Origin of the sequence: Legionella maceachernii, from assembly GCF_900167045.1 — a bacterium.
GTDB lineage: Bacteria > Pseudomonadota > Gammaproteobacteria > Legionellales > Legionellaceae > Tatlockia > Tatlockia maceachernii.
In genome coordinates this window covers 205,000-229,940 of the sequence record NZ_FUXJ01000003.1, presented here as the reverse complement: position 1 = coordinate 229,940, position 24,941 = coordinate 205,000, and the positions used below count along the sequence as shown (strand labels likewise).

Genomic DNA, 24,941 nt, shown 5'->3' with positions numbered 1-24,941 from the left:
GAATTATAATATTATGGCTCAACTATAAATCGGCCTAAGGTAGTTTCAAATGGGTTATAAATTAGAATCATTTATGTTAACAAATCTCGATATGTTAACTATACCACCTGACACCAAAGAGTTCAATTTGAGTAATTTACGTTTGAGTCCAGTGAGTGGTGGACATGTACCCCCTGAACTGTTTGTTAAAATTCTAAAAAAATCACCCAAAAAAGTCGAAGCTATCAAATTATCTCAAAATGATTTAGGAGGTTATTATGATGGACGGCGCCCGTTCTCAACTGATGATTTGATTACAATATTAAACGGATTGCCTAGAGATCTTGTGAACCTGGATTTATCGTATAATTATCTTCATTGGCTCCCAGCGGATGATTTAGTTAGAGTTATAAAAGTTTTGCCACCTCAGTTAGAATCTTTAAACCTAGCTTCAAATGCTTTAGAAAATTACTCTGCTAGTGACCTAATCAAAATTTTAAAAGCGCTTCCTCAAGGTTTAAAGTCTCTCAATCTGGACTGGATTAAACTCCATGAAAAATTTTCGGCTGCAGAAGTCGTTGAAGTTTTGAAGGTTCTACCTGAAAACCTAATCTCTCTTAGTTTTAGAGGCAATTATCTGGGTAATTATACCCATGAAGAACAAATTCAAATTATTTCATCGTTTCCAAAACAACTCAAACATTTAGATTTAGGCAATGCCATCGGAAGAACAACGGGTGCCAACCTCAATGAGCTGTTTGCAGTTTTGCCTAAAGGCTTGGTTTCGCTTGATTGGAGTGAAAATGGTTTAAATTCTTTATCCCTCACAGAATTGCAAGACGCTTTTTCTTGCCTATGCACTAGACATCTTACATCACTTTGCTTGTCAGCTAATCTCCTTGATGATAGCCAGATGGTTTCCTTACTCCCATTCTTAGCACACTCCAAAATAACACGGCTAGAACTAAAATCCACTTTTACGCAAAACTACAATGGGTATAAAGGCTTGAGCAAAGAAACTAGGGATCAAATTGAAAAAATTCTGTGGAATAATCAGAAAAAATCGTTCATCGATCCAGATCCAATGAATGAGCAAATAATTTATGGACTACAAGCTTTATGCGCAAAAGCTATTACTTTATTTGCAATCCCTAACTCTGCTAAGAACCCTACAAAGCCGGCTTTGGATATGCTTGAGGATTCTAAACGATTATTTGAAAGAGTAGGGTTGAAAGTAGGGCCATATTAGAATTTCGCTGCGTAAAACGGTTTTCCTCCAATTGAGTACAATCATCAAACACATAACTCATAGTGCTATAAACTGTTAACGTGATGAAAGATAAAGCAATAGCCCAGAATAGCGAAAACACTAAACCTGGTCATAATTTTTTGCAATAACTTGGTATCATGTCCGAAAGTAGACCTAAACTAATGAGAGGGATTAAATAATTTTTATCCAAGAAGATGAGTCTTAAAAAAATTTTTCTTTACGCAGCTCTTTATATTAAAGGAAAGAAGAATGCGCCGTTTTCATTTCAAGCAAGATTATCTGTTGGTTTTTTTCTTTATTGGATTAATCTTTCTTATCATTGCCCTGCTTGGTTGCCTATTATGGTTGAAACATCTCTCCACCCTGCAACTGCAAAGCAGCGATGAACGTTACGAATCCTATCGTATTGCTCAGGAACTGCGAACCTCATCAGACGATTTAACTAAGATGGTTCGTCTTTATGTGGTCACAGGGGACAAAAAATACCTTGATTATTTCAATGAAATTCTTTCCATTCGCAATGGCACAAGTCCGCGGCCAGAAAGATACGACACTGTCTATTGGGATCTGGTGTTCGACAATAAAAGACCAAAACCGTATGGGAAACCAAAATCGTTGGTACAGATGATGATAGAACGTGGTTTTTCTCTCCAGGAATTTGATCTTCTGCGACAAGCACAAGAATCGAGTAATGCACTTGCTGCAATTGAAATCAAAGCCATGAATGCTGCTGAAGGAAAATTTGATAATGGAACCGGTCAGTATACTCTGCAGGGAGAGCCCGATAAAAAACTAGCTATCAATTTAGTTTTTGGTAAGGAATACATGGAGGCCAAAGCAAAAATCATGGCTCCCATTCAATTGTTTATCGAAAAAGTAATTGAAAGAACGACTCAAAAAAACAAAGAGTTTTCTCAAGAGATTACCCGCATCATTTCACTTGCCATTATCCTTGCCGTCTTGTCCACTGTTTTTATGTTGATTTCAATTAGCAAAGCTTTACATCGTATTTCCAGCGCAGCCAAAGAAAATGAATTGCTTCTTCTTAACATCCTTCCCTCTGCTGTTGCAGAACGACTTAAAAAAGGTGAAAAAATTATTGCCGATGAATACCCTCAAGCCAGTATTCTGTTCTGTGATATCGTCGATTTCACTTCCATGATGGTGAAAATAGGCACGAGTAAAATGTTTGATATTCTAGGACATCTTTTTGATGAGCTTGATGATCTTGCCCAAAAGTATGGGGTTGAAAAGATTAAAACAATTGGTGACTCTTACATGGCCGCGGCGGGAATTCCTGAACCGGCCGCAGATCATGCTTTTCGCATGGCTGATTTCGCGCTTGCAATTAAGGAAAAAGCGAAAGAATTTTCTCAACTTTATGGAATAGCATTACAAGTTCGCATAGGGATGACCTGTGGAGCTGTCATTGCAGGGGTGATTGGCCATCGAAAAATTATCTACGATGTTTGGGGTGATGTAGTTAATACAGCAAGTCGGATGGAAGCGACTAATATTCCGGGAGAAATTCAGATTACCGAGAAGATGGCATTACTCCTTGAAGAGCATTTCGTTATTGAAGAAAGAGATGAGATTGAAGTGAAAGGCAAAGGCAAAATGCGCACTTATTTTCTTAAGGGACGGCGGTAGAATTTTGTGACTTCTCAAACAATTAAATCAAATTAAAGTAGGTTGGACCTTTGCCCAACCTTAGAATGAATCTCTAAACTTGTTAGGCCGAGGCCAACTTACCCAATAATCCTTTTTGCGACAGTACATGACCTTGATGAACGCTTACATTAATAACGATAATGATCGGGCTTGTAAGGTCCTTCGATTCGAACACCGATATAGGCAGCCTGTTCCTTAGTCAGTTGTGTTAACTTTGCACCAATACGATCTAAATGCAAGCGAGCAACTCGTTCATCCAGGTGTTTAGGCAAGACATAGACCTGTTTCTCATAATTTTGTCCATTTTGAAACAGTTCAATCTGAGCCAGAACTTGATTAGTGAACGAAGCAGACATCACAAAACTGGGGTGTCCAGTAGCACAGCCTAAATTAACTAATCGGCCCTCGGCAAGTATAATGATTCGCTTGCCATCCGGAAAAATCACATGATCGACTTGAGGCTTTATGTTTTCCCAGGTGTATTGACGTAAGCTTTGAATATCAATTTCGGAATCAAAATGGCCTATGTTGCATAAAATAGCCTGGTTGCGCATACGTCGCATGTGTTCGTGGCTTACGACGTGATAATTACCCGTTGCTGTCACGACGATATCCACTTGTTCAGCCACATCGTCCAGAGTCACAACGCGATAACCTTCCATCGCTGCTTGTAAAGCACAAATGGGATCAATCTCGCTTATCCATACGGTTGCACCTTGGCCTCGTAAAGCTTGTGCGCAGCCTTTGCCGACATCACCATAACCCAGAATAAGCGCAATTTTTCCTGCGATCATGACATCTGTAGCACGTTTTAGACCATCTAAAAGTGATTCACGGCACCCATATAAATTATCAAATTTAGACTTAGTGACGGAATTATTCACGTTAATGGCAGGGAGCTTTAATTGATCTATTTTCGCCATTTCATAAAGTCTAGCGACCCCTGTTGTGGTTTCCTCAGACACACCTTTAATTCCTTCGAGAAGATGAGGGTGTTTTTCATGAATAATCTGAGTTAAATCTCCTCCGTCATCCAAGAGTAAATTTGGGGTCCAACCATTTGGCCCATAAAGTGTTTGTTCGACGCACCACCAATATTCTTCTTCTGTTTCACCCTTCCAAGCAAAGACAGGAATACCCGCCTGTGCCATCGCTGCCGCAGCATGATCTTGAGTGGAAAAGATATTACACGATGACCATCTAACCTCAGCGCCCAACGCCAATAGCGTTTCAATTAAAACTGCTGTCTGAATAGTCATATGCAAGCATCCAGCGATACGAGCACCTTTCAATGGCTTTTTGTCAGCAAATTCTTCCCGCAAGGCCATTAATCCCGGCATTTCGGTCTCGGCGATCGCAATTTCCTTGCGTCCCCAGCCAGCAAGCGATAAGTCAGCTACTTTAAAATCATATTTTGTCTGATTTGTTGCTATCACAGCATCCTGTTTCATTTGGTGTCCTCATATCTAAAGTTAGGCTTACAATGCTTTCGCTAGAATTTCAGCTTTGTCTAAGCGTTCCCAGGGAAAGTTTTCCCGGCCATAGTGTCCATAAGCTGCCGTTTTGCGATAAATAGGCCGTAATAATTCGTGATGATCAATAATACCCTGCGGCGTTAAATCAAAATGGGTATTGATCAAATCAATGATCACATTATTGGGCAAATTCCCAGTACCAAAGGTATCCACGCTAATGGAGGTCGGCTCAGCGATACCAATTGCATAAGAAACTTGAATTTCACATTTATCGGCAATCCCCGCAGCCACAAGGTTTTTAGCCACGTAGCGTGCCGCATAAGCGGCAGAACGATCAACCTTAGAGGGGTCCTTACCCGAAAAACACCCACCCCCATGCCGAGCCATACCACCATAAGTATCGACAATGATTTTACGCCCAGTCAGGCCACAATCGCCAAGAGGTCCACCGATCACGAATCGACCAGTGGGATTAATAAAATAACGCGTTTTTGGAAGCAGCCATTCTGCTGGCAAAATGGGTTTAATGATTTCTTCGCGCACTGCCTCAATCAAATCTTTATGGCTGATATCGGGAGAGTGCTGGGTGGAGAATACAACGGTATCCACAGCCACAGGCTTTCCATCCATGTATTTCAGAGTAAGTTGGCATTTTGCATCAGGACGAAGCCAATCTAATTGCTTGCTTTTCCGAAGCTTGGCTTGTCTTTCCATTAATCGGTGTGAGTATGCAATAGGAGCTGGCATGTAGACATCAGTTTCGCGACTCGCATAACCAAACATTAAACCTTGATCACCGGCTCCTAGAATTTTTGTTTCTTGGTTATCGACACCACGAGCAATATCAGGAGATTGCTTACCTATCGCGGACAATACCGCACAGGATGCCCAATCGAAACCCATTTCCGAGCTGTCATAACCAATATCTTTAATGACTTCGCGGGTAATGGCTTCGACATCAACCCAAGCCGAAGTCGTGATTTCCCCCCCCACCAATACCATTCCTGTTTTAACGAATGTTTCACAAGCAACACGGGCTCTGGGATCTTTACCTAAAATGGCATCCAGGACAGCGTCAGAAATTTGATCGGCTATTTTATCTGGATGCCCTTCAGAAACGGATTCTGACGTAAAAACATGAAAATCACTCACACTATTTCCTCTTATCGTTATTTCACCCTGAAAACAGTAATAACTCCGTCTCATCTTTATTTCTACGTCCCGCGGACAAGCCGCGGATAAGAAGAGAGCTATTACGAAAAATAAGTGTTCAGCCCTATTAGAATTACCTAATACGTCGTTTAATATCGCTTAGTTAACCCATCATGGTAATAAATTCATCAAATAGAATATCGATGTCATGAGGTCCAGGGCTCGCTTCGGGATGTCCTTGGAAACCTAAAGCAGGTTTATGTTTATGTCGAATTCCCTGCAAACTTTGATCGAATAATGAACGATGAGTCACCTCTAACGAGTCAGGCAATGACGCTTCGTCAATAGCAAAACCATGGTTCTGGCTTGTGATGAAGACGCGTTTAGATTCATTCGTTTCTACGACAGGATGATTGCCACCATGATGACCAAATTTCATTTTCAATGACTTTGCACCACATGCTAATGCAAGTATTTGAAATCCTAAGCAAATACCGAATAAAGGAATACCAGCTTCTATAAATGTTTGCGTTGCTTTTATTGCATAATCACAAGCCAAAGGATCGCCAGGGCCGTTTGATAAGAAAATACCATTCGGATTAAGCGCTAAAGCTTCTTGTGCCGTGGTTTGCGCGGGAACCAGAGTGACATGGCAACCTTTATCATGCAATATTCGCAAGATAGTGTGTTTCACCCCAAAATCATAAGCCACAACGTGATACTGCGGTGGCTTAGAAGAAGTGCCCCACTCCCCGCGACCTAAATGCCAACGTTCGATCGCTTGCCTAGAAACTTCACAAGCTAAATCACTTCCTTCCATTCCTGTAAAAGAGCGGGCTTTTTCGAATGCGAGCTCTGGACGCTGAACATTGGTGCTAATGCATGCAGCAATTGCGCCTTGCTCACGTAAGCGAATCGTCAATTCGCGTGTATCTAATCCTGCAATAGCCACGACACCGTGTTTTTTTAGCCAATCGGGGAGAGATTGCTGCGAACGATAATTACTGGGTTGTAATGAACATTCACGCATGACCAAGCCTGCTGCCCAAATTCGTGAGGACTCCATATCGTCTGAATTACAACCGGTGTTTCCCACGTGAGCTGTTGTCAGAGTAATAATTTGTTTAGCATAAGAGGGATCGGTCAACATTTCTTGATAACCGGTCATGGAGGTATTAAAGACTAATTCCCCCACGCAATCACCATTAGCACCAACAGACATCCCGTGCAGCACTGTACCATCGGCAAGAACTAATATTGCTGGTTTATTAAACATACATGGCTCTTATTAGAGTATTGCACTGTGCAAAGCAAAATGACTGATTGTACCGCAGGCTTTGTAGTTATTTCCACTGTTTTAGCCAAAAAGCACGGCAATCGCACCAAACGAACATTATTCACTGCGTTCCGCTCTTTAAAACACTACACCTAGTCCAAATGGAGACGTCTAGTGTTGACCAAAAACTTCAATGATAAAAGCCCCAGCTACGGGTCCTTGTCCGCGGACGCAAAGAGGGACTAAGTGATCAAAACTTCATGTCTTCAAAAAATTTTTTAACTCCATCAAACCATGAACTCGAACGGGGGGAGTGGCTTTTGCTCGTAGCTAATGAATCTTGCAACTGGGTCAATAATTCTTTCTGCTCACGTGATAAGTTTACCGGGGTTTCAACGACTACTTTGCATAACAAATCGCCTGTGCCATAACCACGAACCGATTTCATTCCCTTTCCGCGTAAACGAAAAACTTTGCCCGTTTGCGTTTCATGAGGAATCTTTAGTGTCACCCTGCCTTCCAAAGTAGGTACTTCGATGGAGCCACCCAGTGCTGCTGTGGTAAAACTGATGGGCACTTCACAGTGAAGATCATTCTCATGGCGCTCAAAAATCGTGTGAGGTTTTACATTGATTTGGACATAAAGATCCCCCGGGCCTCCACCATACGCACCGGCTTCTCCTTCACCCGTTAAACGCACCCGATCGCCATTATCAACACCAGCCGGTATTTTAACGGTTAATTTTTTACTTTCTCTAACGCGGCCTTGTCCATGGCAATTAGGACAAGGATCGGTGATGACATGACCTTCACCGTGACAGCTTGGACAAGTTTGTTGAATTGAGAAAAAGCCTTGCTGAATTCTTATCTGGCCTACTCCATTACAGGTTTCACATGTTTTTGGCTGTGTTCCCTTTTTAGCACCCGACCCATTGCAAACCTGGCAACCGGTATGTCGCGGAACCGTGATCTCCAGTTGCTTGCCTAGTGCTGCTTCTTCTAGCGTTAAGCTCACATTAAATTGTAAATCCGCGCCGCGTTGGCCTCTAGATTGGCGCCCTTGGCCGCGGCCACCTGAGAAAATATTTTCAAAAATATCTTCAAATACATCCCCAAAGCCACCAAACCCACCAAAACCACCGCCAGCCCCCCCCATTGAAGGATCAACACCGGCATGGCCAAAGCGATCATAAGCCGCACGCTTCTGGGAATCAGACAATACCCCATAAGCCTTTTGGACTTCTTTGAATTTTTCCTCGGCCTCTTTGTTATTCGAGTTACGGTCGGGATGATATTTCATCGCCAATCTGCGATAAGCCTTCTTAATTTCTGATTCGTCAGCCCCGCGACTAACACCGAGAATTTCGTAATAATCCTTCTGATCCATAACTCAAACACCAATTAAAAATAGGGATCCAAAGCGAAACAAAGGACCCCCTCGTTAGGAGATCCCTCACTTCGTTCGGGACGGCACAATACGCATTAATAACTTAATACGTATTACTTCTTATCTTCTTCTTTAACTTCCTCAAACTCAGCATCGACCACCCCTTCTTCAGCCTTAGTTTCATGCTGGGTCTGATCGCTTTGAGCGGCTTCTTGGGCTGCAGTTTGACTTTCAGTTGATTTTTTTGCATAGATGCGTTCCGCCATTTTACCAGAAGCATTGGTTAAGACTTTCAATTTATCTTCGATGAGTGCTTTATCATTGCCTTTCACCGCCTCTTTTAACTCGGCAATCGCTTTTTCTATACTGGTTTTTTCCTCTGCAGATAATTCGCTCTCTAAATCTTTCAGCGATTTTTCACTGCTATGGATGAGACCATCAGCTTGATTACGAAGTTCAGCCATCTCTTTGAATTTTTTATCTTCCTCTGCATGAGACTGCGCATCTTTAACCATGGCTTGAACTTCTTCTTCGCTCAAACCACTTGATGCTTTAATGACGATGGACTGTGCCTTACCGGTTGCTTTATCTTTAGCAGAAACATTCAAGATACCGTTGGCATCAATATCAAAAGTCACCTCAATTTGAGGCACGCCACGGGGAGCAGGCGGAATATCGGTTAAGTCAAATCGACCTAACGATTTGTTCGCGGAAGCTTGCTCTCTCTCCCCTTGCAATACATGTACGGTTACGGCAGTTTGTCTATCATCTGCTGTAGAAAATACCTGATTGGCTTTTGTTGGAATGGTAGTGTTCTTTTCAATCAGTTTAGTCATGACGCCACCTAAGGTTTCAATACCTAAAGACAGTGGTGTAACATCAAGTAATAGGATGTCTTTTACTTCACCTGACAATACAGCCGCTTGAATAGCAGCACCAATAGCCACAGCCTCATCAGGGTTAACATCTTTACGCGGTTCTTTACCAAAGAAATCTTGTACGGTTTTTTGGACCATTGGCATGCGAGTTTGTCCCCCGACAAGAATCACTTCGTTAATTTGTGAAACGTTCAGTCCAGCATCTTTTAATGCAATTTTGCAAGGCTCAACCGTACGCTCAACCAATTTTTCCACGAGTGATTCCAATTTGGCTCGAGTTAACTTGATGTTTAAGTGTTTTGGCCCAGAAGCATCAGCAGTGATATAAGGCAGATTGACATCGGTTTGCTGCGCAGAAGATAACTCAATTTTGGCCTTTTCTGCTGCTTCTTTCAAACGCTGCAGCGCTAAAGGATCATTGTGCAAATCAATTCCAGTGTCTTTTTTAAACTCAGCGGCTAAGTACTCAATCAACGCTAAGTCAAAATCCTCACCACCAAGGAAAGTATCGCCATTAGTTGCTAACACCTCGAATTGATGTTCACCATCCACTTCAGCGATTTCAATAATGGAAATATCAAAAGTACCACCACCCAGATCATAGACTGCAATGACGGAATCACCGCGCTTTTTATCCATACCATAAGCAAGGGCTGCAGCTGTAGGTTCGTTAATGATCCGTTTGACCTCTAAACCAGCGATACGCCCAGCATCTTTAGTCGCTTGGCGTTGTGAGTCGTTGAAATAAGCAGGTACAGTAATGACCGCTTCTGTCACAAGTTCGCCCAAGTAATCTTCGGCTGTTTTTTTCATCTTGCGTAATACTTCAGCAGAAATTTGCGGAGGCGCCTTATCTTGACCTTTCACACGTACCCACGCATCACCATTATCGGCTTTAATGATTTTGTAAGGAACCATTTTGATGTCTTTTTGGACCACAGGATCATCATATCGGCGTCCAATTAAGCGTTTAACTGCGTAAAGCGTATTATCTGGATTGGTTACCGCTTGGCGTTTAGCAGCTTGCCCCACTAAAATTTCGTCATCATTCGTGTAAGCAACGATCGAAGGAGTCGTACGATGACCTTCATTATTTTCAATCACACGTGGTTTATCGCCTTCCATTATCGCCACACAAGAGTTTGTGGTGCCTAAGTCGATTCCAATAATTTTTGCCATTATCTTGCTCCAATCTATGTATTTATTGCAATGTTTCTCATATGGGGATGACGTTTGCTAATTTCAAGCTTTTTCGTTTATCGGTTTTGGCTTAGCAACAATCACCCTTGCTGGACGAATCACTCGGTCATTTAATTTGTATCCTTTTTGAAACACTGCCAGCACCGTATTGGGTTCAGCGTCTTTCGCTTCTTGCATTGACATCGCTTCATGCTCTTGGGGATTAAAGACAGCACCAAGCGGATCAATTTGTTCAACCTCGAGCTTTTTCAATGCGTCCATAAACAATTTTATTGTCAGTGATAATCCTTCACGCATGCTTTCATCCGCATGTTTTTCAGCAAGTTGTAATGCTTGTTCAAGACTATCGATCACGGGTAAAAAACCATGAATTAGCTTCTCGAGACCGTAGCGATGAGCATTAGCCACATCGCGCTCAGCGCGACGACGAACATTTTCTAATTCAGCCATAGCGCGAACCGCTTTTTCCCAGTTTTCATGCGCTTGTTGCTCGGCCAAGGTTAATTTCTCTTCTAAAACAGCGTAGCTCGGATGCTCTAAAGCTGCTTCACCACCCGAAGCACCGCCTTCTTCGTCGTCTTCCCTTTCTTCTTCGCTGGATTCCATTTCGTCTAATTCACTTTCTTTTTTTATTTTTCGCCAATCTTTGCTCTTATCTTTATTCATAGGAGTCTCCAAAAATATTGGTCAGTGTAGTTGGGGACTAATAAGAAAAATTCAAGTGCAATTCACGGGAATTTTATCTTTAGAGAATGAAAAGCAACGCATTCACTTGCGTGAAGTGTTCATTCATCGCATACTCAGTATTATAGATAATCAAGAGGTTTTGTTTTATGCGGGCATGGTCGCTTACTTCATGGCAGCAGTTCTCCTATGAACAAGCCGCTACCTATCCAGATCAAAATCAACTCGAGCGCGTCGTTGAACAATTAAGTCAACTTCCCCCCCTCGTCACCTCGGGCGAAGTTAAAAATTTAAAGCGAGCCATTGCAAAGGCGGGTCGGGGTGAAGCGTTTATTCTACAAGGTGGTGATTGCGCTGAATCGTTTAGTGACTGTCGCTCAGACATCATTAGTAACAAGCTTAAAATTTTGCTGCAAATGAGTCTCATCTTGATTTACGGAATGAGAAAACCAATTGTCCGAATTGGGCGTATTGCGGGGCAATATGCTAAACCACGCTCTTCTGACCAAGAAACAATTAATGGCGTCACGCTGCCCAGTTATCGGGGTGACTTGATAAACTCTCAACAATTCGATGCTGCCTCCCGCCTCCCTAATCCTAAATTGATGCTTCAAGGTTATAGCTGTGCAGCAATGACGCTTAACTTTGTTCGTGCATTGCTTGATGGTGGCTTTGCTGATTTAAACTACCCGCAACGCTGGGATCTACGCTTTGTAGAACACTCTCCTCAGGCCGATGAGTACCATGATATGGTACGCTCCTTGACAGAATCACTGGAGTTTATTGAAGCGATCGATGGCTTTCGCTCTAGCAACCTTAATAAGGTAGATTTCTACACTTCCCATGAGGCTTTGCATTTGCATTATGAACAAGCCTTAACTCGCCATTTGCATGATGGTCTGTGGTATGACTTATCTGCCCATCTCCCTTGGATTGGCATGCGCACTGCAAAAGTGGATAGCGCACACGTGGAATTTTTTCGTGGTGTCCAAAATCCGATTGGTATAAAAGTAGGACCAAATGCTACAAAAGAATGGTTAAAAGAAATCATCCAGATTTTAAATCCGGAACATCAAGAAGGCCGTTTGTTACTGATCACGCGCTTAGGTGCGAAACAAATTGATAAATTACTACCTCCTCTCATTGATATCGTACGTGAAACCAAATGCCCAGTGACCTGGTCATGCGATCCCATGCACGGCAATACCGAAACCACAGCGGATGGCATTAAAACCAGACACTTCGATAACATCTTAAGCGAGCTACGCCAAGCGGTTAAAATTCATCATGAGATGAGCAGTTATCTAGGCGGGGTTCACTTTGAACTAACGGGTGATAATGTCACTGAATGCATTGGCGGAGCCCGGGGTTTGAATGAGGACGATTTAAAGCATGCTTACCGAAGTCTGGTTGACCCGCGGCTCAATTACGAACAATCCCTCGAAATGGCAATCCAGCTGACAAGGGAATTTAAGACGTAGATAATGTGCTCAAAATAGTGCAAAATTCTTTTTTTATTCCTATGGATTGAACAATGAGTGATTTTTTTGTATAATGGGAAAATTTTAACCACGAATGGAGTTTAAGTATGCAAACAAGGCAAGACCGTTCTATACCATCTGAATCAACAGAACTAACTTTTGAGGAAATAAGGGCTCTCGCAATAACAGCTATGTCTGGCGAGGGAGCGGCGAAGGAGGAAGCGCAAGAAAGATTATGGAAAATTGCAATAGAGAAATACAAGAATCGCCCTGGATTTTTTACTCCTTATAAAAGTGGTCAGGACCTAGCAGGGACTGTGGCAGGACCTGTGACTATCCCCCTAACTTTAGGGATTGTTGCTGGTGTTATTGCAATCGGCGCTGCGGTAGCGGCTGCTGTATCCGCAGTAAGTTTACTCTTTGCAACAGGCGCGGGTGTTATTGGTATTTTTAATAAAGACGCTGCAAAGACTGCGAAAGGTGCAGCCGTTGTAGGTGGTATTGCAGCATTAGCTACTATTGGATGTGCTATCGCCGCTGCTGCATTGGTTTTAATCGCTGCTATTGCAACCCCTCTGGCAGTTGCTTCGATCTTTACTCGCGGTGGAGCTACTGTTGTTTCTGCAGTAAGTGACTGCTTCGCGGATTGCTTTCCCTCTTCATCGCAGCCTGAAGAAAGAAGCAACCTTGTTCCTCACTAATAGCTAGTACTGATTGAATTTGGCTTTCAAAGCAGATACAAATCAGGTGCATCAATAACACCACCTCCTTATCCTTAATTTCTCCGCCGGCGACAAGCGGGCCGATGCAAGGGAAGGAGGCTGGGTTATTCAGCCTAATAGCTTCATTGGCTCGATTTTTACCTTCTTAAGAGCCCTGGAACACGACAACTTATTATTGTTCTTATTTTCATCTAATTATCGAAAATCAACATAGTGTGGACTAATTTTGTAAACATGTAGTAATATGTCGCCATTTTGACTTTTATTTGGTGGTCCGATGGCTAATTTATCCTATAGCGCTGGCGCAAAACTACTCACCCTTCTAAATACCTGTAAACCTGAAGATCTAAAACAGCAGCTTACAACCTGCGCGCAAGATGCAAAAGTTTCTACGAAGGAATCTGTTCTAAGTGCGCTACTGCACCATCAATTTGCCACAAACCAAAAAGAAGGGGCTAATCTTTTCCCGCTCGTTTACCTAGTCAATAAATACCATACTGCACCTGATTCCCTTCGTGGCATATACTTAGCCCGAATCCAAGAAATACTTCATTTATTGGCTACTGAAAATAAAGAAAATTGGCGAGCAGAGGTGGCTTTTTCAGATATTGTTATTTTTGCTCTAAAAAACAATCTTCCTCGGGAGTTTCTTAATGCTCTTGTGCCTTATATTCCCGAAGAGAGAAAATTAGCATTACTTAAAGAGGTACTGATAGAAAATCATCCTACTGCGGTCTGCGTTTTTTTTGAGGCTTTTCATGAAAAAATTAATCTTAATAACTACATCGATCTAGTCGAACTCGCTCTTAAAGCGAATCATTTTTCTGTCCTCAATGGCCTCTTAAATAAAGAATTACTCCAACAAGCGGACATCCATATTAGAAAAAAATGGGCAGAACAATTAATCTTCACAGCGCAAGAAAATACTGATCATGCCTTGTTTATTAAAAAACTTCTTGATTCAGGCGTGTCTCTTGAGCCCACTTGGCTAAGTGTGGCCATTATACGAAAAAAACCGCATATCGCCGCTTTACTTCTCAAGGAAAAAGCGAATCCCAATTTTCAGGATGAAACTGGAAAAACAGCAGTTCATTATGCTGCAGCAACCGAGCAATCCAATTTTTTTACTCTCTTCAATTATTATGGTGCTGATTTTACAATTCCTGATGCAGAAGGAAATTTGCCAGAACACTTAACCGAAAATCCCACGATTAAAGCCCGATTAAAAAACCTCACTCACCCTTCGCTTGAGCCAGAATCTGCACTACACACCTCCGCTACGGGTAAATACACAAAGCTCGCTATCCGAGGAGGAGGCGTAAAAGGGGCTGCCTATCCTTATGCCATTAAAGAAGCGATACAAAAAGGCCTCTTTAAACTTGAAGAGATAGACGCTGTTGCTGGTGCTTCAGCCGGTGCAATCACAGCAGGATTAATCGCTTTAAACTATGATGAAAACGAATTCGAGCAAATCATGGGGAAAGTGAATTTACTCGACTTTGTTGATCCAATCGATCCCGCTTTTAACCAACAAAAAGAAGCTTTAGAACGCCTCATTGCCAATTTTTCAAGTGGGATTGCTAGTGGTGCTTTATGGACCGCACTTTCTCCTGGTGATGTAAGCAAAGCAAAAGCACTGATTGACACCATTACCGTGAATAAAGGCATTATGAAGGGGGATTTATTCTTAGATTGGATTAGAGCAAGAATCAAAGACAAAATTAAAGATTCAAAACTCAGCACCTTCTTGCAAGAGCACCCTGAGTTAGTCACTTTCCAAGATTTAGCCGATGCGGGGTTTAAAGATCTGCGTGTGGTGGCAACCGATGTGAACCGTGCACATGCGGTGTGGTTTTCAGCGAAGGAGACGCCTAACGCCATAGTGGCTGACGCGATTAGGGCTTCAATGTCCTTTCCTATCGCCTTTAGACCCCATAAATACTATATCCGGGTAGAAAAAGGAGGAGATTTCACACGCGAGATTCACCCAGACTATGTGGATGTTGATTTGATCGATGGCGGCGTCATGGATAACTATCCTGTGCGCGCTTTTGATAAAGACATGAGCAGCAAACAGCAAACGTATAATCCAAATGTCCTCGGATTCTACCTTGCTACCCCGGATGAAAAACTTGAATTTGAACGCGGAATTAAAGCCGCAGCTAAAAAAATTGATGGCGGGTTTGGCTATTTCTCAGCACTGATTAGTTCTCTGCTTTATCATCAAGAGCATACTCATTTGGAAAGCACCGATAATGAGCGCACTATTTATATCAATACACGTGATGTTGGCGCGATGGATTTTAATGCTTCCCCTGAAAAACTATTCCAGTTAGCACAAGAAGGAAGACAAGGTGTTCATGATTTCTTAAATCGCCGCTGTGGTCATCACCCGCTGCAAGCGCTTTCTCCAACCAGCTTACAATTATTGGTCGAATTTGGTGGAGCAAAAATTCAAAAAATAGAACCTCATCGCATTGCTATTCATTTAAGCCAACTGCAATTGCGACCTCAACAAATAGTTAGGCTCTATGCCAATTGCACCGATACTGAGTTATCGCATTTGCGCACTTTAGTTAATCCAAACAATAGCAGGGATGAAAAAGGCAATACGGCTTTACATCTTGCTTATCTGATATGTACTCAATTACAAGTACGTTTAGAAGTAGCAAGCAATACTACTGAACGAAAACAACTCCAAGCCCATCTTAGCAAAGCCCAAAAATTACGCGATAATTTGCTTTCTATTAATGCCAATCCCAACGCTAAAAATACCGCAGGAAAAACACCACAAGAAATGTCCTCGGAAGATCTCGTTCATGTGGATGAACGACATTTCCTAATGGATGAAGACAAACTAGCCATTGAACAACTTACAGTGAGGCTAGAGTCCGCCGAAACCCAATCAAAATTTTTTGCTGAAACGGGTCAGAGATTGACATCAGAGAAATCCGTTTTATTAAGACAGCTTCAAATTAAAGAAGAAGAAACAAAATGCCTCTCTGAAAGCAATGAGCGGCAAAAGGCAGCCACTTTAGAACGAGATCAAAAGCTGATTGAAATAAATCAAACCCTCGATACGCTAAGAAAAGATAATTTGGCCAAACTTCAAGAAATCGAATCGCTTCGTCAGCAATTTTTGCAAAAAAATCATGACCATGAGCAGCTGAGCTTCCAATGTCAAAAGCTGAAAGAAGAACTTAGAGAATTACAGCTCCATAAGATGCGCTTGGAAGAAGAACAGGCCGAACTTTTGCGATTACGTCAGGTTCAAGACGAGAAACACATCGCTCTTAGTAAGCAGCACCAGCTTGTTGCAGAAGAATTACAAGCTCAGCGGCAACTGTGCGAGACCCGCGCTCTCGAAGTAAGCACTCATCTTTCACAGCGTAGTCGTCAGGAAAGGGAAATCACTGATCTTCGTTTACAATGCAAAGCTCGCGAAGAAGACCTGTTTAAACTTCAGCAACTGCATGAGGCTCGTGGCGAGAAATTAGCCACTCTTCGATCGGAGCATGAGAGCCAAAAGACAGAATTATCCGAGCTTAGGCAACAGTACACCACTTTAGGGAAGGAACAAGAGGAGCTTCGCCGGCAGCTTTCCAATAAAGAGAGGGATAATGGAGAGCTTCAGCGACAAGTGAGCAATAAAGATTTGCAGATTGCGGAATTACGAGCGCGTTTACGTACCCAGATTCGTACCCAACAACATGGTTTTTTCAAAACAGCGCTTGATAAGTTGGCCGCTCATTCACAGACCTTAGCAGAGGAAAAAGAGAGCTTCTTTTCGATGAATCATAAGCGTAAAGATGGCAAAACAGCAGCTATTGCATGTTTAGTTAAAAAAATAACCGATGAAATCAATAGCAGCAAAACACTGACGCAACTCATTGAGGAAAGTGATTCAGAAAGGGTGCTTCGCGCGGGCTTTTTTAGCCGTCGCACTTCGGCCATGCTTGACCAGTTAATTGAAGCGGAAAATCGCGAAATTCTGGCTCTTTCTTAACACCTCTGAATAACCGCAGTGGGGGCAATGACGGATTATCCGGTTTTTGAGCCCCTCACACCACAAACACCTGACTAAGATAATCAGGAATTCTTTGCTCTAACCAATAAACAGGCTTACCGGGCAGATTACCCATGATGAAACCCACGTGGCCTCCTTTTGCACTGAGCTCTAAAGTCACCTCGTTGGATAATTCTTCCTCTGAGGGCACTACTTCAGGTGTCATGAACGGATCATCCAGCGCGTGAATAATTAATGTGGGCGTGGCAATTTTAGCGATATAGGGTCTGGAACTGGCCTCTCTGTAATAATCATGCACGTGCGGAAAACCATTTAACGGAGCTGTTACATATTCATCAAAAGTCCAAAAGCATTGCCATTTATCCATGTCTTTGAATGCTTGAGGCATGTCATCATCGAACAGGGTTTTCTTGCGCTCAAAAACGCGTTTCATACGGCGCAACAAATACGCTTGGTAAATGCGGGAGAATCCGCGGCCGATTCGATCAGCGACTAAACGCAATTCGAAGGGAACAGACACGGCCACAGCAGCATTCACCAAGGTTTGCGACCCCTGCTCGCCTAACCATTTCAATAAGACATTGCCCCCTAGCGAAACCCCAACCACTGCTTTTTTAGTGTTAGGCTCACGCTGAGCAAGTAATTTAAGAAAATAATCGACATCCCCTGTATCACCGGAATGATAGGCTCGTGGTAAACGGTTGGGTTCTGGGCTTGCACCTCTGAAATGCATAAGTACGGCACGCCAACCGCAGCGATTAAAGGCCTGCATGAAGCCACCAGCATATGTCGATTCAACCGATCCACCTAAGCCATGCAATAAAATCACTAACGGGGCTTGGCTATCCAACCCATTAATCGCCCACGCCAAATCAATAAAATCGCCATCAGGCAATTCAAGTCGTTCCACTAAATCCACAGGAGCACTAATGTAGCGAGCTAATGTAGGATAAACCGTTTGACCGTGTGAACTGGTTAACCACCAAGCAGGCTTAAAATTGCTATTGATTATCATCATTTTCACCATGATAACGAGGGCTAAATTCATGCACCGCCTCTATCATCACTGCGACATGCTCAGGCGGTACCTCCGGTGTTATACCATGTCCAAGATTAAAGACATGACCTGAACCATGGCCAAAAGACGCCAAAACTTGCTTCACTTGATGCCGTATACTTTCAGTATTGGCGAGTAATACCGAAGGATCAAGGTTTCCCTGCAAAGCGACTGTTTGCCCCACTTGTTGGCGCGCCAAACCAAGATCAGTTGTCCAATCCAGACCCAGTGCATCGCAACCACTGGCAGCCATTTGCTTTAGCCACTGCCCGCCGCCTTTAGTAAAAAGAATAATGGGTATTAAAGGGTATTTATTTTTTAAGCGATTCACGATGTCTGTCATGGCGCTAAGCGAAAATTCTTGGTAAGACTGGGAGGTTAAAATGCCCCCCCAAGTATCAAAAAGCATGAGTGCATTCACGCCCGCTTTTATTTGCTCCTCCAGGTAAAAACTGACAGCCTCAGCAAGTTTATCGAGAAGAAGATGCATGGCTTGAGGCTCGGTATAAAGCAACTGTTTAACCTTGTTAAACTCCCGACTAGAAGCTCCTTCCACCATGTAGCAAGCCAAAGTCCAAGGGCTTCCTGAAAAACCAATCAACGGTAAATGCGCAGGCATTTCCTGGCGAATGAGACGCGCAGCATCCATCACATAACTTAATTCATCGGTGGGAATCGGCAGCGTATCGATTGTTTTGATATCACGCACCGGTTTTTCAAAGCAAGGTCCCTCTCCTTCAACAAAATAGAGTCCTAAACCCATTGCATCAGGAATGGTGAGAATATCAGAAAATAAAATGGCGGCATCAAGAGGAAAACGCCTTAGCGGCTGTAAAGTCACTTCACAAGCCAATTCCGGTGTCTTGCATAAGTTTAAAAAATCACCAGCCTGAGCGCGAACTTTGCGATATTCGGGTAAATAACGGCCTGCTTGGCGCATAAACCAAACAGGCGTACGCGGTACTGTTTTCCGTTGCAGCGCCCGAATAAATAAAGATTCACCCATATCGTTCATAATGACTCAATTTTAAATAAGATTGAATGCGTAGATTAGGGCTTTAGCCTAGCAATTTAGAACATCACATCATCCTAATATTGGACCTAAGTCCCAACCCACATGAAAATTATCCATTGTAACATGTTTATCGGTTTAATATTGTGTTAATTTTTATCAATTAAAATACTTACACTGCAACTTATAAAGCGGCAAATGGAAACGAACGAACATAAACAAATTGGTGATCAGATTCGTATTGAAACCCTCAATAACCCCTATCTAAAAAAAAGCACAAGCCTATCTGAGGACCCTAAGAATGATCTCCTCGTCACTGTGATGAGCACGGTCAACGGCATTCCCATACCCCTGGCATTGGAATTAAGTGCCGGTGATATTGTCGCAATGGCTGGCGACTACTACACCAAAGCAGGTTGGGGATATCAATTGACCCTTCCTCCAAGGACAGGCGATGTCATTGCCGAGAATGAAGCACTATTTAAAATCCCAGTCTCTCCAAAAGAATCCCGTGCTTTTCGGGAAGCCTATGATGATCTCGCTTCGCCCGCAGTAAAAAAAGCAGATATTGATAAAATCTATGACATTGAAACCACCACTTATATTCCCTTTTTTAAATCGCTCAATAGCCTCTTTCAGCAACTGGTATATTCTTTCTCTGTTAAAGGATACAGTGATAAGTTAAACCAAAATGCAGCCCACTTTGCACCGTGGTCGGCACGAGCCTATATAGTGGGTCACGAATCCGCTTTGCGTATGGCAACATTGGCCTTTTATTTTAAACAATTAGCCGAGAACCATCGCGGAAGAATACCTAAAGCTGCATTTCCAGAATTACAACGTATCGTTGAGCAAATTAAGGCTAATCCAGCGCAGTATCATTTCACCTCCAAGCAAATTACCGATGAAAGAGCGCTCTATACTGAGCTTTGGCGCCGTTACCATGCATTAGCCGTTAGTCGTGACCTGTTTGCCATGCATTTTTATTCAGACCATTTTGCTGGTGGCCATATAAGTCGTATTGGTTTACTTCGTGAAGAAATGCCCAAACGCTTTGGTGTGCTAGGTGGCATTTTAATTAACAACATGCATAACGAAGATAATACGGACAGTGTCAAAGTAGTTAATCCCTATGAAATTAACGGTTCGTCGAAATACATTACTCTCCGTGAAGATTCTCAAGCTTATGGGGACGGTACATATTTTAAGCGAGGGAATGACGAAACCAGCAATTTGCTTATCAATGGGATGGATAACTCCTTAGGTGACATTACTCGGTTAATGAAAACAGGCAAGCCATTAGAAGCGGCTAACTACGGTGGCTTAACCTTTTTACCTGAGATTGATTACACCAAAGCTCAACCCCAACCCTTACTGATTTATGGTCTTGACCAAAAAATCTATTTTCGCACTAACGTGAGCCAGATAGACATGTTGTCTTCAAAAGACTATAAAAAGACATTGAAAAACCCTGCTGAGCACGGTTATAAAGAATTAACTTTCTTTGAAGCAATTAAATTGGTGTTCAAATTAAGAATTCTCGGATTCATCTACTCCCCTAAACCAACTACCCCTCAAGTTAAACTCGGCATTTCCTTACCGATAAAAGCAGACACCGAAAACAAAGCTGATTTAACCTTGAGCAATGTGAATACTGCTGAATCCTCATTCACTGGAGTACATCGAAAAGCACTCAGAGCGTCTTATGAGGATGTAACGAATTTAACTCTTTTTTCTACGCCTAAAGAAGAACCAGCAGACTTTACTTCAGAGCACTTGTTAACAGTTAATCCCTAGTTTCACGAAGCGCCTAAGGCCACATTGCTCTTCAGAAGAGGAATTGTTATTCTAGCGCCATCGTTAAAGAACAGCTCTCTAAGTAGGTTGGGACTTGGCCGACATTGGACTCTGCTTAAATCACCCATTTTTGTTGGGCCAAGCCCAATCTACTTTATGGCAATAGAGATTAGAGGGCTTATGTGGAGCAAGCAGTGGATAGCCTACAAATCAAAGCCTTAGCGGTCGCAACGCGCATTGGTGTTTATCAATGGGAACAACAGATTTCTCAACGGTTGCTGCTTGATATTACTATTCCTACCGATTTGAGTGGGTGTGATGATCGCTTAGAGACGACCATTGATTATGACAAACTTTGTCAGCGCGTGACTCATCATGTTGAAGCGAATGCCTTTCAGCTGATTGAAACAGTTGCCAATGAAGTGGCGCAGTTAATTAAAACCGAATTTCATCTCCCTCAAGTTACTGTCTCGGTGAGCAAACCTTGCGCGATTAAAAATGCAGCGGATGTGCGAGTTACTGTTACTCGCTAAGTACCTTATTTGCAATTTTTATGTGGTAATTTAGAACGAATTATCTTAATCTTCACCAGCATGCCTCTTTCAAGGGATCGGCGATGACTAAAAAGGTAATCCTGCAAAAGAAAATTTTAATTGAGAAAATCATGTGTGGAGGATGTGGGAGTAGCGTCAACCACATCCTTACTACCCTATTTGAAGAGTTTAGGGACAAAGGCCATCTCCCCAAAGATGCTGAACTGTGCAAATACCCGCAACCTGACGAATTGGGCATTCATAGTTTAAAAATAAAGATTAAAAGTGAAGAAGCTTTGCTTCAAGAACATGTAGAAACAGCTTTTTTTGAGGAATTAACAACGCGTTTAACCGATGCCAATTTGCGAATTATTACTGATCTTCATGATACGCAATCAGAAGTTTCAGGAAAGGCTAATTGGGTCAATATATTAATCAATTTATTGGCGATGGGGGTAATGATTGCTTTATGGTTTGCCTTTCCTCCTTCCTTACCACTCACTATTGCATTAACGAGTATTAGTTTCTTAACCACTGCTTTCACAGCAAGAGAATACCTGCTTAATTTTTTCCGCAATTTGCGTGATAAAAATTTAGCGAACATGACTACCACAATCAGCTTTGGTTGGTTTTTATCGTTAGCGCATACCCTCTATCACTCCATTCACATGCCCCATGTGGGCAGTTTTTCCATGGCATTCATGAGTTTTATCATGCCTGTGATGCTCATAACCATAATTAACGGCATGGATGAAATTAAACGCGTTGTCCTTAATAAATCAAAGAAAATGCAGCTTAAAGGGATGCAAACGTTATTTCCACAAATGGAAAATGAATACGACTGCTATGCATTATCGCCATCGGAACAAAGTGAATTAGCCCACTTAATCCAGTCTGCTGTGGGTACTGAACAATTTCTTGAGGCAACTCATGGCTTGTTTACCAGCGAAAAATTGACTCAAGAAAATACGGATGAGCTTAAAGAGGGGATGTGTATTGTTGTCAAACACGGAGAATGTTTTCCAGTCGATTGCATTCTCATCAACGGGGACACGATGGTTGATGCGTCCATTCTCTCAGGAGAGTCTCAACTTGAAAAAACCGTGTTGAGTTCTATTCCCGCGGGCGCAATTAATTTAGGGCGCACCGTTACTGTGTATGCACAAAATGAAGCTTATGACAGTACAATCAATCGGATATTATTTCGTGCCAATCGAGCCCAAAACAAGGTCACTCGCCTCCATTTGATCTCCGAATTACCTACAAGTCCTGCAAAATACATCAACAGCTATCTATTGATCAAAAAGGAACATACTCAGAAACTGTATTACGTTAAGCCCGATGGGGAATATGAAAAAGTAAAAATTATTGATTTCCATTTATTCGAAAAAAAAATCAATGCCATTAAAAAGAAAGATGAGATTAAATTACATCTCAATGAGGAGCAAATTAAAGAAATTATAACCTCAAACCGAGAACCCGCCCCGGCAACAAAACCCACGTTTACCTATCTTTATACCGGTTTGATTTTTGCAGGAATTATCGCGTCGATCGCCGCTCCCTTAGCCTTAGGGATACTTACGCTGCCTTTACTACTGCAAAATGTAATGGGCATTTTATTTGCAGTTTGCCCTTGCACGATTGCTATTGCCCACCAACTGCCTCATTTAGTGAGTGTTTTTCATCGCGGGAATAGAGGAATCCACTTGCGTGATGAGGAGCTGTATACCCATTCCCATAACATACATACGGTGGTCTTTGATAAAACGGGGACATTGACTACAGGCCAGAGTACCATTGCCCATTTTGAAGGCATTACCAATTCATTATGGGAACGAATTTACTTGTTAGAAAAAACGCACGGTGGGGCACATCCGATCGCTAAAGCAATTACCCATTATTGGAAAAATAAGCCCGCTCCTCTTTTTGCCGAAGTAAAAGATGAAATTCTGGACACTAAAAATCGCGGGTTATCAGCCAATGTGCAAGGAATAAGAATTCACCTCGGCAATGCTGAGTTTTTTAAGCAGGCGAATATCCCTTTACCTGAAATGGAAATCCCCCCAGGGCTTTCTCCTCTTTTTGTCGCGGAAAACAATGCGTACCAAGGGGTTATTTTTATTCGCCATGAACCCAGGAAAAACATTGAAAAAACACTTAAACGCCTGAAAGAACAACCAGTCAATATCATTATGTTGACGGGAGACAGTGAATCATCGGCAAAAGGTTTTAACCACCAGATTGGCTCTGTGTTTGATGAGGAGAAAAATATTCATGCAGCAAACACACCTCAAGATAAAGAAAATTTTCTTTTGAAATTAATGAATGAAACAGAAAACCCAGAGGGAATTTGGTTTGTTGGTGATGGCTTAAATGACGCGCCCTGCGCTAGAATTGTGTCTGAACGAGGTGGGGTAAGCTGCGCAATATCGCCCGATGATAAAGCTGCTTTTTTTACGGATATCAGTTTAAATGGTTCATTCGATTATCTCTTTCAGCATAATAAGCTGAATCGTTTTTTGAAAAAGAATGTTCTGCAAAATCAAGGGTTATTAGCATACAGCTCAGTGGCTTTTCTCGCGTTTATTATCAGTTTTTCAATCGCAGGGATCGCTGTCTCCCCACTCATCCCTTTAGTCATTATGCTTTCCACGACCTTTTTTATTTTATTTAATTCCTACCGAGTCCAATTGTCTATTGATAGTGCTTTAGATGAAAATGCGAGCTGGCCAACGCGTTTTTTGGCTTCTGATGGATCGATTGGCTTGCTGGTTAGTGCGAGCAGTTTGCTTATTTGTGCAGTACTCATCGCCACCATCGCAACAGGGGGATTAGCCCTGCCGATAGTATTTACCGCAGGGGCAGCTTTAGCAGTAAGTAGCGCTTGTGCGGTAGGAGGTGCTACCTTGTTTGGTCTGTTTGGTTTATTGATTGCTTCTCATTTGGTGGTGAATCATTGCATGATTACTTCAGCGGAGGAAGAAGCCGTTAACTCAACCCATCACTTAACAAAAAAGAGCGATTTACAGTTTCCGGTTACCCAGGATCCGAGCTTTTCTTTTGCGATTACCGAACATCTTCGAGCCGATAAACGCATAACGCAATCCTCAAATGATCAGGACGCTCTGCTAACACATTCGAAAACGCATTCTTTTCAATGTTGAGTTATTGAATCGTTAGCATAGAGCTGGGAAATTCATCTCATAGCTTAGTTGCTAAGACAAAATTCAGGACGTTAATCAACCCGATGTGCGCCCCACAGCGGGGCCTCGAAAACAAATTGAGCACCTCATACTTCCTCACGGTCTGCATCATGTAGCTATCACTGGACAAGAACTGC

16 protein-coding genes are annotated in these 24,941 nt (G+C 42.4%); 8 read left to right on the top strand and 8 right to left on the bottom strand.

What is annotated here, in order from left to right:
* The first annotated feature begins 49 nt into the window (after nt 1-49).
* Both B5D33_RS02700 and B5D33_RS02695 read left to right on the top strand, forming a co-directional pair.
* The gene (locus B5D33_RS02700) at nt 50-1,228 is read left to right on the top strand and encodes an NEL-type E3 ubiquitin ligase domain-containing protein (RefSeq protein WP_058453260.1); all 1,179 of its coding nucleotides are present in this window, start codon (nt 50-52) and stop codon (nt 1,226-1,228) included.
* A gap of 270 nt (nt 1,229-1,498) precedes the next feature.
* Complete coding sequence (locus B5D33_RS02695) at nt 1,499-2,899, top strand: adenylate/guanylate cyclase domain-containing protein (RefSeq protein WP_058453259.1); 1,401 nt, start codon at nt 1,499-1,501, stop codon at nt 2,897-2,899.
* A 149-nt stretch (nt 2,900-3,048) separates the two neighbouring features.
* Here the strand turns inward: B5D33_RS02695 and ahcY are convergent, their stop codons facing one another.
* The 6 genes from ahcY to grpE all read right to left on the bottom strand — a co-directional run bounded on the left by ahcY (nt 3,049) and on the right by grpE (nt 10,954).
* Nucleotides 3,049-4,371 carry an adenosylhomocysteinase gene (ahcY, locus tag B5D33_RS02690; RefSeq protein ID WP_058453258.1) on the bottom strand — a complete coding sequence of 441 codons (1,323 nt, stop codon included), beginning with the start codon at nt 4,369-4,371 and terminating at the stop codon, nt 3,049-3,051.
* Between the two features lie 27 nt (nt 4,372-4,398).
* Entirely contained in the window at nt 4,399-5,547 is a 1,149-nt protein-coding gene (gene metK, locus B5D33_RS02685; protein WP_058453257.1) for a methionine adenosyltransferase, read from the bottom strand.
* Nucleotides 5,548-5,710: 163 nt separating this feature from the next.
* Nucleotides 5,711-6,823, bottom strand: coding sequence for a glutamine-hydrolyzing carbamoyl-phosphate synthase small subunit (carA, locus tag B5D33_RS02680; protein WP_058453256.1), 1,113 nt, complete (start codon nt 6,821-6,823; stop codon nt 5,711-5,713).
* Between the two features lie 250 nt (nt 6,824-7,073).
* Nucleotides 7,074-8,210: a molecular chaperone DnaJ gene (gene dnaJ / locus B5D33_RS02675; RefSeq protein WP_058453255.1), complete on the bottom strand. Its 1,137-nt coding sequence runs from the start codon at nt 8,208-8,210 to the stop codon at nt 7,074-7,076.
* 113 nt (nt 8,211-8,323) lie between these two features.
* Complete coding sequence (gene dnaK / locus B5D33_RS02670) at nt 8,324-10,267, bottom strand: molecular chaperone DnaK (protein ID WP_058453254.1); 1,944 nt, start codon at nt 10,265-10,267, stop codon at nt 8,324-8,326.
* Nucleotides 10,268-10,330: 63 nt separating this feature from the next.
* A complete protein-coding gene (gene grpE / locus B5D33_RS02665) occupies nt 10,331-10,954 on the bottom strand; it encodes a nucleotide exchange factor GrpE (RefSeq protein WP_058453253.1) in 624 nt (207 codons plus the stop codon).
* Between the two features lie 167 nt (nt 10,955-11,121).
* Between grpE and B5D33_RS02660 the strand changes: the two genes are divergently transcribed.
* From B5D33_RS02660 to B5D33_RS02650, 3 genes are all read left to right on the top strand, one after another.
* Nucleotides 11,122-12,453 (top strand): 3-deoxy-7-phosphoheptulonate synthase class II, encoded by a 1,332-nt coding sequence (locus tag B5D33_RS02660; protein WP_058453252.1) that lies wholly within the window; start codon nt 11,122-11,124, stop codon nt 12,451-12,453.
* A gap of 107 nt (nt 12,454-12,560) precedes the next feature.
* Nucleotides 12,561-13,154, top strand: coding sequence for a hypothetical protein (locus B5D33_RS02655; RefSeq protein ID WP_058453251.1), 594 nt, complete (start codon nt 12,561-12,563; stop codon nt 13,152-13,154).
* A gap of 298 nt (nt 13,155-13,452) precedes the next feature.
* Nucleotides 13,453-17,181, top strand: a complete 3,729-nt coding sequence (locus B5D33_RS02650) for a patatin-like phospholipase family protein (protein WP_058453250.1) — start codon at nt 13,453-13,455, stop codon at nt 17,179-17,181.
* Between the two features lie 55 nt (nt 17,182-17,236).
* Here the strand turns inward: B5D33_RS02650 and B5D33_RS02645 are convergent, their stop codons facing one another.
* Both B5D33_RS02645 and hemE read right to left on the bottom strand, forming a co-directional pair.
* The gene (locus tag B5D33_RS02645) at nt 17,237-18,217 is read right to left on the bottom strand and encodes a hydrolase (RefSeq protein WP_058453457.1); all 981 of its coding nucleotides are present in this window, start codon (nt 18,215-18,217) and stop codon (nt 17,237-17,239) included.
* Nucleotides 18,204-19,274 carry a uroporphyrinogen decarboxylase gene (gene hemE, locus B5D33_RS02640; protein ID WP_058453249.1) on the bottom strand — a complete coding sequence of 357 codons (1,071 nt, stop codon included), beginning with the start codon at nt 19,272-19,274 and terminating at the stop codon, nt 18,204-18,206. Before hemE ends, B5D33_RS02645 begins: the two co-directional genes overlap by 14 nt.
* A 195-nt stretch (nt 19,275-19,469) precedes the next feature.
* Between hemE and B5D33_RS02635 the strand changes: the two genes are divergently transcribed.
* From B5D33_RS02635 to B5D33_RS02625, 3 genes are all read left to right on the top strand, one after another.
* Entirely contained in the window at nt 19,470-21,068 is a 1,599-nt protein-coding gene (locus B5D33_RS02635; protein ID WP_058453248.1) for a hypothetical protein, read from the top strand.
* Nucleotides 21,069-21,262: 194 nt separating this feature from the next.
* The gene (gene folB / locus B5D33_RS02630) at nt 21,263-21,601 is read left to right on the top strand and encodes a dihydroneopterin aldolase (protein WP_058453456.1); all 339 of its coding nucleotides are present in this window, start codon (nt 21,263-21,265) and stop codon (nt 21,599-21,601) included.
* 83 nt (nt 21,602-21,684) lie between these two features.
* A complete protein-coding gene (locus B5D33_RS02625) occupies nt 21,685-24,765 on the top strand; it encodes an HAD-IC family P-type ATPase (RefSeq protein WP_058453247.1) in 3,081 nt (1,026 codons plus the stop codon).
* Nucleotides 24,766-24,941: the final 176 nt, after the last annotated feature.

Coding starts and splice junctions, on each gene's coding strand:
- B5D33_RS02700 (WP_058453260.1), top strand. CDS start 50: ATGGGTTATAAATTAGAATCATTTATGTTAACAAATCTCGATATGTTA.
- B5D33_RS02695 (WP_058453259.1), top strand. CDS start 1,499: ATGCGCCGTTTTCATTTCAAGCAAGATTATCTGTTGGTTTTTTTCTTT.
- ahcY (WP_058453258.1), bottom strand. CDS start 4,371: ATGAAACAGGATGCTGTGATAGCAACAAATCAGACAAAATATGATTTT.
- carA (WP_058453256.1), bottom strand. CDS start 6,823: ATGTTTAATAAACCAGCAATATTAGTTCTTGCCGATGGTACAGTGCTG.
- dnaJ (WP_058453255.1), bottom strand. CDS start 8,210: ATGGATCAGAAGGATTATTACGAAATTCTCGGTGTTAGTCGCGGGGCT.
- dnaK (WP_058453254.1), bottom strand. CDS start 10,267: ATGGCAAAAATTATTGGAATCGACTTAGGCACCACAAACTCTTGTGTG.
- grpE (WP_058453253.1), bottom strand. CDS start 10,954: ATGAATAAAGATAAGAGCAAAGATTGGCGAAAAATAAAAAAAGAAAGT.
- B5D33_RS02660 (WP_058453252.1), top strand. CDS start 11,122: ATGCGGGCATGGTCGCTTACTTCATGGCAGCAGTTCTCCTATGAACAA.
- B5D33_RS02655 (WP_058453251.1), top strand. CDS start 12,561: ATGCAAACAAGGCAAGACCGTTCTATACCATCTGAATCAACAGAACTA.
- B5D33_RS02650 (WP_058453250.1), top strand. CDS start 13,453: ATGGCTAATTTATCCTATAGCGCTGGCGCAAAACTACTCACCCTTCTA.
- B5D33_RS02645 (WP_058453457.1), bottom strand. CDS start 18,217: ATGATAATCAATAGCAATTTTAAGCCTGCTTGGTGGTTAACCAGTTCA.
- hemE (WP_058453249.1), bottom strand. CDS start 19,274: ATGAACGATATGGGTGAATCTTTATTTATTCGGGCGCTGCAACGGAAA.
- B5D33_RS02635 (WP_058453248.1), top strand. CDS start 19,470: ATGGAAACGAACGAACATAAACAAATTGGTGATCAGATTCGTATTGAA.
- B5D33_RS02625 (WP_058453247.1), top strand. CDS start 21,685: ATGACTAAAAAGGTAATCCTGCAAAAGAAAATTTTAATTGAGAAAATC.